Source organism: Austwickia chelonae, assembly GCF_003391095.1.
Classification (GTDB): Bacteria; Actinomycetota; Actinomycetes; order Actinomycetales; family Dermatophilaceae; genus Austwickia; species Austwickia chelonae_A.
In genome coordinates, this window is record NZ_CP031447.1 from 2933934 (window position 1) to 2946196 (window position 12263).

The 12263-nt window shown below is 66.4% G+C and carries 12 protein-coding genes; 8 read left to right on the forward strand and 4 right to left on the reverse strand.

Annotation, left to right across the window (positions count from 1 at the left end; all coding sequences use genetic code 11):
* The first annotated feature begins 164 nt into the window (after positions 1-164).
* The 4 genes from DX923_RS12965 to DX923_RS12975 all read left to right on the forward strand — a co-directional run bounded on the left by DX923_RS12965 (position 165) and on the right by DX923_RS12975 (position 2432).
* Entirely contained in the window at positions 165-1073 is a 909-nt protein-coding gene (locus DX923_RS12965) for a hypothetical protein (RefSeq protein ID WP_162872968.1), read from the forward strand.
* Positions 1074-1273: 200 nt separating this feature from the next.
* Positions 1274-1516 (forward strand): hypothetical protein, encoded by a 243-nt coding sequence (locus tag DX923_RS12970; protein ID WP_116115545.1) that lies wholly within the window; start codon positions 1274-1276, stop codon positions 1514-1516.
* A gap of 77 nt (positions 1517-1593) precedes the next feature.
* Positions 1594-2094: a type II toxin-antitoxin system Phd/YefM family antitoxin gene (locus tag DX923_RS16280; RefSeq protein ID WP_162872969.1), complete on the forward strand. Its 501-nt coding sequence runs from the start codon at positions 1594-1596 to the stop codon at positions 2092-2094.
* Positions 2091-2432: a type II toxin-antitoxin system PemK/MazF family toxin gene (locus tag DX923_RS12975; protein WP_162872970.1), complete on the forward strand. Its 342-nt coding sequence runs from the start codon at positions 2091-2093 to the stop codon at positions 2430-2432. The genes DX923_RS16280 and DX923_RS12975 overlap by 4 nt, the downstream gene beginning before the upstream one ends.
* Before the next feature lie 45 nt (positions 2433-2477).
* On the opposite strand, the gene DX923_RS12980 is transcribed toward DX923_RS12975, so the two are convergent.
* The gene (locus DX923_RS12980) at positions 2478-3710 is read right to left on the reverse strand and encodes an MFS transporter (RefSeq protein WP_116115549.1); all 1233 of its coding nucleotides are present in this window, start codon (positions 3708-3710) and stop codon (positions 2478-2480) included.
* Positions 3711-3930: 220 nt separating this feature from the next.
* Here DX923_RS12980 and DX923_RS12985 point away from each other — a divergent pair, with 220 nt between their 5' ends.
* Positions 3931-4428: a hypothetical protein gene (locus DX923_RS12985; protein ID WP_116115550.1), complete on the forward strand. Its 498-nt coding sequence runs from the start codon at positions 3931-3933 to the stop codon at positions 4426-4428.
* Positions 4429-4643: 215 nt separating this feature from the next.
* On the forward strand, positions 4644-5870 hold the full coding sequence (locus DX923_RS12990) for a peptidase (protein WP_116115552.1): 1227 nt from the start codon (positions 4644-4646) through the stop codon (positions 5868-5870).
* Positions 5871-5986: 116 nt separating this feature from the next.
* On the opposite strand, the gene DX923_RS12995 is transcribed toward DX923_RS12990, so the two are convergent.
* From DX923_RS12995 to DX923_RS13005, 3 genes are read right to left on the reverse strand one after another with little or no spacing between them, the layout of a single operon-like run.
* Positions 5987-6793, reverse strand: coding sequence for a DeoR/GlpR family DNA-binding transcription regulator (locus tag DX923_RS12995; protein WP_116115554.1), 807 nt, complete (start codon positions 6791-6793; stop codon positions 5987-5989).
* A 26-nt stretch (positions 6794-6819) separates the two neighbouring features.
* The gene (locus tag DX923_RS13000) at positions 6820-7491 is read right to left on the reverse strand and encodes a fructose-6-phosphate aldolase (protein WP_116116336.1); all 672 of its coding nucleotides are present in this window, start codon (positions 7489-7491) and stop codon (positions 6820-6822) included.
* A gap of 11 nt (positions 7492-7502) precedes the next feature.
* Positions 7503-9938: a glycyl radical protein gene (locus tag DX923_RS13005; RefSeq protein WP_116115556.1), complete on the reverse strand. Its 2436-nt coding sequence runs from the start codon at positions 9936-9938 to the stop codon at positions 7503-7505.
* 139 nt (positions 9939-10077) lie between these two features.
* On the opposite strand from DX923_RS13005, the gene DX923_RS13010 reads away from it, so the two are divergent.
* Both DX923_RS13010 and DX923_RS13015 read left to right on the forward strand, forming a co-directional pair.
* Positions 10078-10911 carry a glycyl-radical enzyme activating protein gene (locus DX923_RS13010; RefSeq protein WP_116115558.1) on the forward strand — a complete coding sequence of 278 codons (834 nt, stop codon included), beginning with the start codon at positions 10078-10080 and terminating at the stop codon, positions 10909-10911.
* 9 nt (positions 10912-10920) lie between these two features.
* Complete coding sequence (locus DX923_RS13015; protein ID WP_116115560.1) at positions 10921-12258, forward strand: DUF4921 family protein; 1338 nt, start codon at positions 10921-10923, stop codon at positions 12256-12258.
* The last annotated feature ends 5 nt before the right edge of the window (positions 12259-12263 follow it).

Genomic DNA, 12263 nt, shown 5'->3' on the forward strand with positions numbered 1-12263 from the left:
GCTCCTGGCCACTTCTTTGGCACGATCCGTCGAAGGGCTCGAACTCTTCTGCTTCGACGACCACCCTCCACGAGCAGACGGGCAAGGTCGACCGCGCCGACCGCTCCCCGTCGGGCATCACCGTGTTCCCCCGGCACAGCGCCCCTGTCGCGGGCCTGTCACGGGTGTACCTCTGTCGGGGCCTGCACGAACCGAAGATCCCCGAGACGTTCACCCACATCGCCGACCATCCGGATGTCATCACCGACCCGTACCCGTTGCCCGACACCATGGCGCGGCTCGCCGGAGGTGACCTGCTGGTCGTCGGGACGAATCTCAGCGCCATCGAGATAGCCCTCGACCTGGCCGACCGGGGAAGCACCGTGACCATGGCCTCCCGGAACGGTCTCCTCCCGAGTGTCCGGCGGGTGCTGCCCGACGACCTCGACCTGCTCGATGCTTGGCGACGCCGATTGGCCGATGGTCTCCCGTCCTCCGCAGAACAGGCCGCTCAGCTGATCGCCCGGAACGCCGAAGAGCTCGGCCGCCCCTTCCCCCAGGACGACCCCGGTTCGTTCACCCCGGCGGCGCTGCTGGAGAAGGAGATCGATGCCTGTCTCGGCGACAACCACTGGTCCGAGCTGATCATCCCGCTGTCGCGGGTACTGAACCGTTCTCCCGAAGCTGCCCGGCCCGGCGGCGAGGCGATGGAAGGCCCGCCGCTGCGCCGCTACACCAATGCGATTCCGCTCGACACCGCCTACCGGCTGCAGGGCGCCCTCGGCCGGGGATCCGTCACGATCACCACCATCGGCCCGACCCTGGAGGCCGGGGCGCTCGCCGATTTCCGGTTGGACGACCCGGGCCGCCTCCGCCGGTTCGACGCCGTGGTCCTCGCCTGCGGGTGGGAACTGCCCGGTCCGATACCTGGGTTCCCCGACCAGTGGGTGAGCAGCCACCCGTCGGATCTGCGACAGCCCGGGCCGTGGACCGTCCCGATCGGGATCGAGGCCCACCATGTCCTCGCCGTGCCGAACGCCTTGTTCGCCACCGAAGACCAGATCCACGGGTTGGCGACGGCCGGCCTGCTGTGATCCCCTCCCCTGCGGAGGCCTTTCCCCGACGTTCCGTCCGCCACGCCCAGATCGCCGTCCGGCGCGCCGGGCGGCCGACACACCTGGCCCGGACCCGGCGGTGCCCGTACAGTCGAAGGAACAGCCCGCCGTTGGGTACTCCTCCCCTCTCCGGGGAGATCCGCCGGGCTCCGGACCTGACGACGGTGAGGAGAGCCGACATGATGTCCCCCCGGAACCTCTTGTCCCTCGGCGTGACTCGACCGCACAATCCCGAGACCGCCGCGACGTCCCAGCCGGAACTGCGCAACCTGGTCTTCCTCTGCCTGCTCGTCGGCGCATCCTTCTTCGCCTGGGCCACCTGGGTCACCACCAGCGGCCCGTGGCAGGCGATCCTCTACATGGGCACCGGCGCACTGCTCATGCTGGCCCACGAAGCCGCCGCCGGGATACGACGTCCCTGACCTCGGTCTTCTACCTATGCTTTCCTCACATCCCATTCGGATTGACAGTTCGGATCATATTCCGAACACTGGAGTGCATGTCCTTGGCACATCCCGCCACCGAGGTGAAGTCGTCCGAGCTGTCCAAAAATAGCGCTGCTGTCTTTCGCTCGGCCGAACACGGGCCAGTCGTCATCACCCGCCGCGACGGCGAGCCGCTCGTCCTCAGCACCGCAGCAGAACGTGAACGCCACGATCTCGCACTGCGCATTGCAGCCGACCTCGTAGCTGCTTCCCTGGGCTCGAACGAAATTCCCTTCACCCAACGTCTCTGCGACCGTTTTCCCTGGCTCGCTATGCTCCCGGAAAGCGACCAGGCCAAGTTCGGAGAAGAGATCATCACCATTGCGCGTGGATGCGCAGCCGTCAGAGACTTCGGCCCCTTCCTGGATCGGTTCCTCGCCTGGCAGGACCTGGCAAAGAACAGCACCACCGGAGAACCGCTCACCGAGGAGGACTGGGACGCCGAAGCCGAAGCTTTCGGCGAGGAATCCCGCGAGTGGGCAGATGCCTCACTGTCGATCGCAGCCTGGCAATGATCAGGAAACCGCAACGCGGAGAGGTTTACTGGGTCGATTTTGATCCGGCGCGAGGCTCCGAGCAGGCCGGGCATCGGCCAGCTGTGGTCATCTCCGTAAATTCATTCAACAGCAGATTCCCCACCGTGGTCGTCGCAGCCGTCACCACCACGACCAAACGGTCGAAACTCGGCGTCCTCCTCCCCGCCGGACAGCCTTGCGAGCAGGAATCAATGGTGATGCCCTGGCAAGTCCTGACGGTGGATCAGTCTCGGCTCGATGGACAGATCGGCGCCCTGAACGAGGAACAGGTGCGAGAGCTGAACCGCACATTGATGCTGTGCTGGGGACTCACCTGAACCTGGATCTGATCTTCCCCGCCAGGTCCGACCGAGACCCGACCGTCACGGCTGTTCGGCCGCGGCCCGGGCTGCGCGCGCCGGGAAGCTCTCCCGGGCCGGTATCCAGGCGATGACGGCGACGACGGACAGTACCGCGGTGACCCCGAAGGCCCAGCCGAAGCCGTACCGGTCGGCGATCAGCCCGGCCAGGACAGGCCCGACGATCGACCCGGAGTCCAAGGACATCTGGAAAGCGGCCAGGACTTTACCGCCATTGCGGTCGTGCCCGACGATGTCGGCGACGGTGGCCTGTTGGCCGGGCCCGATGGCTCCTGAGCCGACCCCGGCGAGCAGGGAGACGACGAGCAGCGCGATCACGCTGTGGGAGAGCCCGATCACCGCAGTGGCCGCCCCGTTGACCAGGAGACCTCCGATGACCAGGGGTTTGCGTCCGATCTCGTCGACCAGCCGTCCGGCCAGCGGGAGCATCACCGCATTGCCGACGGCGAAGACCGTCAGGGCCACGCCGGCCCAGCCGACGCCCATCCCGGGCACGGTGCTCGCGAACAGTGGGAGCAGGGCGACGCGCAGACCGAAGTTCGCCCATCCGTGGCAGAAGGTCGACACCATCAACGCCCGGTAGGCGTTGTCGGCCCAGGCCTCACGCACCGTCATCACGGGTAGTGCCGGGGTGCCTGGTTTCGGCCGGAGTGCTTCCTCGCCGAGGAAGGCGGCGACGACGCCTGCGGCGGCCAGCAGGGTGAGTGCGTAGACCACGAAGGGCATGCGGAAGCCGAATCCGGACATGGCGGTGCCGAGCACCGGGCCGAGGATCCCGCCGATCAGGAAGCCTGATCCGTACAGGCTGGAGACCCGTCCGCGGATCGTGGGCGGGGACAGGCGGACGATCAACGCCGAGGCCGAGACGGTGAACATCGTCGAGCCGACGCCGCCGAGCCCGCGGAAGAGGAGCAGCTGCCAGTAGCCGGTGGCCAGGGCGCAGGCTCCGGTGGACAGGGCGACGATGAGGATGCCGGTCAGGTAGATCCGCCGTTCGCCGAGGCGGGCGATGAGCTGACCGCTGGCCGGGGCGAAGAGCAGACGCATCAGGGCGAAGACGCTGACGATCGCGGCGGCTGCCTGCACGCCGACGTCGAAGCTGTGCGCGTAGGCGGGCAGGATCGGGGAGACCAGTCCGAATCCGATGGCCACGCAGAAGGCGGCGGCCACGAGGACCCAGATCTCCCGGGGGATGGGGGGGCGGGTGGTTTTCGCCACAGCGGGGGTGTCGTTCATCTCATCTGCCAGTGTGACGGACGCGGTCTGCGGGTACCTCTTCGACAGGCCGCCCCGGTCACGGAGTGGCTGGTGAGTCTGACCTCGAACGGGTGTATTTCCTGATCCGTCCGTGAGCACCCCGAAGCCTGTGCATTTCAGGAAAATCCTTCAAAGGCAAGCTCTTCCACCGATAGGGCACTGTCAGTCCGTCTCGGGCACCCCCTTCCGGAGGCATTGCATGCGCATTCCCCCTTCGTCGCACCCGCAGCCGAATCCTCGTGAACACGCCGCTGCGACCCCGCCGCGTCCCACCTTGGTTCCGGTGACGGAGACCCCACCGCAGGAGGCCACGCGACGCACCCACCGGGTGGAACGCGGATCGCAGGTGGAGCAGCGCACCGAACGTTTCTCCGTGCTGAACGACTTCCGTTATCTGACCGACTCGGACAAGAGGATGCTGGCCGAGGTGACCGGGGAGCGCATCGAGCCGGGGTTCACCGACCGGGCAGGCCCGGCGAGCGCCTTCGCCTTGCAGGTGGCGCTGGATCGGCGTACCGGGCAGTTGGCGCCGCAGCAGGAGGTCACGAGTGTGTACCTGCGCAATGCGTCCGAGGCCTTGGAGCGGGCGAACGAGGGCCGGCGGGGGTTCACGAATCCGTACTCGGGGCAGGTCTTCGACCAGGCCATCTCCTGGTTGGACGCGCACGGACGGGCCCGGGCAGACATCCGGTTGTGACCGTCATCCAACCATAATTGCCATCCCACTCCCCTTATCAAATAGCGAATGTTATTCTGTCGCAACATATTCGCTATGTCGCTCCGGCTTGCGGAAACAGGTGTGCCCAAGTAGACGCTGCGCTCTCGGGGGCCTCACATGACATCTCGTCGCGTCTGTTTCGTGCTGCCCGTCGACCCGGTGGATCCCTACCGAACTCGACCTGAGGAATCGCCTTGAAGATCCCTGTCACCACATCTATGGCTGTCGCCACGAGCCTGCTCCTCCTCGCCCCGATGGCCACCGCCGCTCACGCCGCCGAAGACAAGGCCGAGAAGGCCGGCACCGCGGCATCCATCGAGAGCGACGTCGAAGCGCTCCAGAAGATCACCGCCGACTACATCTCCGAGCACTACAAGCTCGACAAGGACACCGCCAAGAAGCGCGTCGCCGCCCAGGACGAGTTCAGCAAGGAAGCCAAGAAGGCCAGCGACGAGCTCAGCGGAGACTCCGCCGGGTCCTACATCGACCAGAAGCGCGGCGTCCTCGTCGTCCAGGCGACGAAGGAAGACGCCAAGAACAAGGTCAAGGGCAAGATCAAGGACAAGGACACCGAGGTCAAGGTCGTCTCCCGGTCCATGTCCACCCTGGAGAACCAGGCCAAGCAGCTGACCGACAAGCTCGGCGACAAGCTCGTCTCCGCCCGCATCGACGTGCAGAACAACCGCGTCGTCGCCACGGTGAAGAAAGACCAGATCGACCCGGCCAAGGACTCCGCCAAGGGCATGGACGGCGTCGAGGTCGAAGGCACCGAAGAGACCGTCATGGCCCAGAAGAACATCTACGGCGGCCAGCAGATCGAGTTCAACGGCGGACGCTGCTCCATCGCGTTCAATGCCACCAAGGACGGCAAGGACGTCCTCATCACCGCCGGTCACTGCATGTCCGGCCGGAGCCCGTTCACCCACAACAACCAGCCGTTGGCCACCCCGGTCGCCGGTGAGTTCCCCGGCGCGGACATGGGTTACGCGGCCCTGAACCAGGGCTGGAACGGCCAGCCCGGCGTCGACAAGTGGAACGGCCGCGGCGTCGCCGTCCAGGGCAGCGAAGAGGCTCCGGTGGGCGCAGCGGTCTGCAAGTCCGGACGGACCACTCAGTGGACCTGCGGCACCATCCAGGCCAAGAACGTCACGGTCAACTTCAGCCGACCCAAGGGCGGCGGCACCGACCGGATGACCGGTCTGACCCAGGCCAGCGCCTGCACCGAGCCCGGTGACTCCGGCGGTGCGTGGATCTCGGGCACCCAGGCCCAGGGCATCACCAGCGGTGGCGCAGGACGCCCCGGACCTCAGGGACGCCAGGTCTGCCTGGAGAAGTTCGGCCGCCCGAATGTCGCCTACTTCCAGCCGCTGAAGCCGGCCCTGCAGAAGTACGGCCTGCAGCTGAAGACCCACAAGGGCTGATCCTCGAAGCCGAGACGACCGGGTGGTTGCGCCTGCCGATGTGCAGGGGCGACCACCCGGTCTTCGTCGTCGTGGCCTCAGCAGCAGACGGACAGCGGGCCGTGGCAGGCCCGAGCTCACCGGGGGTGCGCGGACGGCACGACCCGGACGTCGACGCCCTCGGCGTTCAGGTGCGCCACCGTTTCCGGGGAGATCCCGTCGTCGGTGAAGACCTTCCGGACGGCGCCTGCGGGGAGAAGACGGAGAGCCCCTGGTCGGTCGAACTTGGCCGATTCGGTGAGCACGACGACGCGGCGGGCCTGTGCGGACAGGGCACGGACCGTTTCGGCACGCATGGCGTCCCGCCCGGTGAAACCCACCCCTGAGGCGTACCCGTCGACCCCGACGAACATCTTGTCGATATGGAAGTTCGCGGCGCACTGCGCGGTGAGTTCTCCGACGAGCACTTGCGATTCAGGTTGGAAGATCCCGCCCAGCAGGATCACGTCGGCATAGGGGGAACGACGTACGTAGGCCGCCAGGAAAGCCGAATTGGTGACGATGGTGACTCCACGGGGCGAGGAACACAACTCTTCGGCGAGGAGAACGCAGGTCGAACCGGATTCGATGAGGACGGTCTCGCCGTCGTCGACCCATCGGGCGACTTCCTGGGCGATACGTCTCTTCGCGGCGTGGTGGTACGCCAGCCTGGTCCGCATGTCGTCACCCGAGCCGGCGACGGCATAACCGTGTTCCCGGACGAGCAGGCCCCGGCCGGACAACTCGTCGAGATCCTTCCGCACGGTGACCTGGGAGACGCCGAGCAGTTCGGACAGCTCCTGCACCTCGACCCGTTCACGTTCCATCACGTGTTCCAGCAGGCGGGACTGCCGCAGCTGTTTGGACTGCGCACTGGTCGGAGAGCTGCTGCAGGCCGGAGGCACGATGCCGGGTGTCCTTTCGTCGCCGGTCAGGGCAAGTCGTCGCTAGCGTAGACCGACCGCCAGTCCGCGACGAACGCCTGCACGGCCCCGTCGACGACCGGCGAACTCAAGGTCTGCCGGAAGAGCGGTGGCGGCACGGTCACCGCATGGGCTCCGGCGGCCAGTGCGGCGCACACCTGGGCGGTGTTCTTGAAACTCGCAGCGAGGATCTTCGCAGGGGACCCGTCACGGGCAATGACATCGGCGAGGGCGCCCACGGTGTCGGTGGCGTCGATGTCGAGATTCTCCATGCGGTTGACATAGGGCGCGAGATAGTCACAGCCTGCAGCAACAGCGAGCAGCCCCTGCACCTTGGTGTAGATCGCCGTCGCCGTGACGGCGATCCCTTCGCTCTTGAGGGTGCGGATGGCACGCAGACCCGGTTCGGTGAGCGGGACTTTGATGTGGACCCGGTCGTCGACCCCGGTCAGGATGCGGTGGGCCTCGTCGACGATGCCGTCGGGATCCTGTGCCAGGACCTGCACGTGCAAGGTGCATTCATCGCCGATGAGCCTGCGGATGGCACGCATATGGGCGTACAGGTCGACCGGGCCCTCGGCTTTGAGAATGGTCGGGTTCGAGGTGATCCCGGCACAGGGGTAGATGTCGACGACTTCCTCGATGACGGCGAGATCGGCCGTGTCGAAAAGGATTTCCATGTCGATGCCTTTCAGAGGCACTGTTCGGTGCGGGCGATGATGTCGTCCTGGGTGGCTTTGGAGAGCACATTGAAGAAGGCGCTGTACCCGGCGACGCGGACGATGAGGTCGCGGTGTTTCTCCGGGTGGGCCTGGGCGTCCAGCAGAGTGGCCCGGTCGACGACGTTGTACTGGACGTGGAAGCCGTCGAGCCGGTTGAAGAAGGCGCGCAGCAGCATGACAAGTTTGCGGCGGTCCTCCTCCTTGGTGAGCATCTGCGGGTTGACCTTCTGGTTCAGCAGGACACCGCCGGTGATGTCGTGGGTGGGCAGTTTGCCGACGCTCTTGAAGACGGCGGTGGGTCCGTTGACATCGGCGCCGTGGGCGGGTGAGCAGCCTTCGGCGAGGGGGACCCCGGCGTGGCGTCCGTCGGGGGTCGCCGCGGTGCTTGCGCCTTGGGGGACATTCGCGGAGATGGACGAGGTGCCCGCGTAGTAGGTGCCGCCGATGGGGCCACGCCCGTACCGGGTGTTCCTGCCCTTGAGGATCTCGTCGATGGCGATCTCGTAGGCGTCGACGAGCAGACGGTCGACGTAGTCGTCGTCATTGCCGTACTTCGGTGCGGCCTGCAGAAGCTCCTGGATCTCACGGCCGCGTTCACCGGCGAAGTCGTTCTGGAGGGCGTCCCAGAGTTCGGTGGTGGTGATGCTGGCGTCCTCGAAGACACATTTCTTGAGGGCGGCGAGGGCGTCCCCGAGATTGGCGATACCGACCTGGAGCCCGGACACGAAGTCGTAGACGGCGCCGCCTTCCTTGAGGGGGCGTCCTCGGCCGATGCAGTCGTCGGTGAGAGCGGAGCAGAGGATGTCCGCGACATTCTCTTCCAGTGCGGTGTCGGCGGCGGCGTCCAGGACGATGCATTGCCGTTGGAGTTCGCGGACGGTGACCTCCCAGGCCGTCATGACCTCGTCGAAGGAGGTCATCGCGGTGAAATGCGTGGTGGGGCTGGTCAGCCTGGTTCCGCTGGCGGGGTCGACGCCATTGTTCATGGCGATGAGCAGGGTCTTCATGAAGTTGAGGAAGCTCATGCCGGTGCACCGGTATCCCCATTTGCCGGGGACGGCGACCTCGACGCAGCCGATGGCGGAGAAGTTGTAGGCGTCCTCCTGGCTGACGCCTTTCTCGATGAGCGAAGGGATGATGACCTCGTCGCTGTTCAGCGCGGGCATCCCGAAGCCGAGCCGCATGACCTGGACGCATTCGAGGAGGAAGTCGTCGGACAGGCCGCGGTGGTAGCGGACGGTGAGATTGGGTTGTGGCAGACGGGTCTGGGCGACCGAGCGCAGCACGAGCCAGGACGTCGGGTTGACCGCATCGCGGCCGTCGGAGGTCTGCCCGCCGATGGTGACATTCTGGTAGAGCGGCCCGCCTGCGGAGAACCGGGTGTGCGACCAGCCGCGGATCTTCGCGACGGTGATGGTCTTGAGCCACAGGTTGGTGAGCAGTTCGACCGCCTGGTCCTCGATGATCCGCCCGGCGGCGAGGTCGGCTTCGTAGAAGGGGTTGAGGTACTGGTCGAGCCGCCCGTAGGAGAGTGAGTGCCCGTTGGATTCGATCTGTAGGGCGAGGTGGACGAGCCAGACCGATTGGACGGCTTCGCGGAAGCCGGTGGCGGGCTGGTCCGGGACGACACGCAGGGTGCGGGCCATGGTGGTGAGTTCGTCACGACGCGCAGGGTCGGGCTCTTCGGCGGCGAGGGTGTCGGCGAGGTCGGCGTAGCGGTGGGCGAAGGCGACGACCGCATCGAGGGTGATCAGAATGGCCCGGTAGAAGTGGGCCGAGCGCAGCGCGCCGGGTTCGGTCAGGTCGAGGGCGTCGAGGCGGGCCTGGGTGCGGGCGCGGTAGCCGGCGAGCCCTTCGGTGAGGACGCGTTCGTAGGAGACGGCGATGTGGGCGTCCCCGGAGGTGATATTGCCTTCGGGGTGGATGAGGCCGAGGTCGTAGAAGCGGCGGCTCTCGGGGGGCATGAGCGCCAGGCCGCGGTCCTTGAGGGTGTTCTTCTCCCAGTAGGGGGCGATGCCGCGGAGGTCTTCCTTGGCCTGTTCGGTGATGGTGAACCGGTCGCCGGGGCGCTGGTCGAATTCGTCGAGTTCGGCGATCACCCAGTCCATCGCGTATTCGGGCATGATCGGCGCGGCCCGGTTGGTGGAGGCCTGGTTCCCGGCGATGAGGGTGGCCGGTTCGATGTAGATACTCATGTGTTCGAGGACGTTCTTCAGCATGAGGGCCCGGCGGATGACCATGGGTTCGTGTTGGTGTTCCCGGTAGGTCTCGGTGGTGAGCAGGGCTCGTTCGACGCAGACGGAGGGGGTGGTCTCCATCAGTTGTTCACGCCAGGCGGCCATTCGGGGGGTGAGGTCGCCGAAGTGGCTGTGTGCGCTGTTGGCAGGTTGGGCGTCGACCGTCATCGATGACTCTCCTTCATGCGGTGGGCATGGAGCGGAGCCCCTGCCCAACGTCCCTTGTTGCTCCACTCGAAAGAGCTTACGGTTTCGAATGAAACCTCACAATGGGCCCAAAGGCCTGCCCGGACGATGCGGAGACCTCATGACCCCATCTCAAGGACGCATCTTCAACATCCAGAAGTTCTCCCTGCACGACGGCCCCGGCATCCGTACCGTCGTCTTCCTCAAGGGCTGCCCGCTCGACTGCCAGTGGTGCGCCAACCCCAACAGCCGCATCCTGCAAACCGTCCCGATGCGCGATGCCACCGACCCGCAGCGCTGCGAGGACGACAGCCGCATGTACCACCTCGACGAGGTCGTCCACCGCTGCCTCCAGGACCTGCCCTTCTACGAAGAATCCGGTGGCGGAGTCACCCTCTCCGGGGGTGAGCCACTCATCCAGCACGCCTTCGCCACCAGCTTGCTGTCCGCCCTCCAGGGCCACGGCGTCCACACCGCCATCGAGACCACCGGGCATGTCGCGCCCCACGTCTTCGCCCGCGCCCTCGACCACTGCGACCACGTCATCATCGACGTCAAACACCACGACCGCGATGCGCACCGCATCTGGACCGGCGCCCCCAACGACCTCGCCCTGACCAATCTCGCCCACGCGTTGAGCAGCGGTCTCCCCGTCTGGGTGCGCATTCCCGTCATCCCCGGTGTCAACGACAGCCTCGACGACGCCCGCGCCTTCGCGACCCTCCTCACCGACCACGGAGTCCGCCAGGTCCAGCTCCTGCCCTTCCACCAGATGGGCGAACGTAAATACGAACTACTCGGCTGGGAGTACACCTTCCAGGGCATCCCCTCCACCCACGAGGAAGACCTCACCGGCTTCCGCGCCGAGCTCGAAGCCCATGGCATCCGGGCCGGCTTCGAAGCGCCGACCGCGGAGAACAGCGATGCCGCCAATGGGACGACAGCGAGGTCGTAGGCTACGAGCGTGTCCCAGCTGTACTCTCCGCCACCGGAACCCCTCGTGACGATGTCCGATGGCACGGTCAAACAGATCAACCCGTTCACCGGGACGGAGGTCTGGACCGTCCCCGGCAGAGGACACCGCCCGGTCGGCGCCCCCACCACCGACCCCCGCCCCCTGTCGGCCGGATCCGACGGCCGACACTGCGCCTTCTGCCACCAACGCTATCTGGAGACCCCGCCAGAGAAAGCCCGGCTGGTGCACGACGAGGACGGCTGGCGCACCCTCACCCGGCTCCCCGCGGAAGAGCTCGACCACACCGTCGCCGAATTCCGACGCATCCCGAACCTCTTCGAGATCGTCTCCTACCACTACTGGCACGCCAACTACGGGTACACGATCCCCGTCACCGTGGAAGAACACCGGCAGGCCTATCTCGCCTCCCCCGAAGGCCGGGCCCACGTCCTGAAAGTCGCCCGCCAACGCTGGACCGCCTCGGGGAACACCGAAGCAGGATGGACCGCACTCACCGTCGAAGAACGACTGGCCCAGACCGTCGGCTTCTTCGGCGGCGGGCACGATGTCGTCGTCGGGCGACGGCACTACGTCGACGGGGCCACCCGTGAGGACCAACTCGCCAGCTCGGGGACCCTCGACGCCGACGAACACGAGCAGTACCTGAAGTTCACCGTCGAAGCGATGCGCGACCTGTACTCGGCCAATCGGTACGCCCGCTATGTGGCCGTCTTCCAGAACTGGCTCAAACCCGCCGGGGCCTCCTTCGACCACCTGCACAAACAACTCGTCGCCATCGACGACCGCGGCGTCCAGACCGAGCTGGAACTCCAACGGCTGCGCACCAATCACAATCTGTACAACGAGATGGCCGTCGACTACGCCGGGTATCACAACCTCGTCGTGGCCGAGAACGAACATGCCATCGCCTTCGCGGGATTCGGCCACCGCTATCCGACCCTCGAGGTCTATTCCAAGAGCCGGAACTGCCGCCCCTGGGAACACACGCCCGCCGAACAACGCGCCATGTCGGACCTGCTCCACGCCTGCCACGCCGCCGCAGGCCCGTCGGTGCCCTGCAACGAGGAATGGCACCACCAGCCCGTCGACGTCGACCTCCCCATGCCCTGGCGCATCCTGGTGAAATGGCGGGTGTCCACCCTGGCCGGGTTCGAGGGCGGCACGAAGATCTACCTGAACACCATCGACCCGTGGAATCTGCGTGACCGGGTCGTCGCCGCCTTGTACACCCTCCGGGACGGGGGACGGATCGACCCGGGCATCTCCATCGCCACCGAATGCGCCTGCACGCCGAATTCGTTGCGGTACAACCCCGTTCTCCACTGATTGCC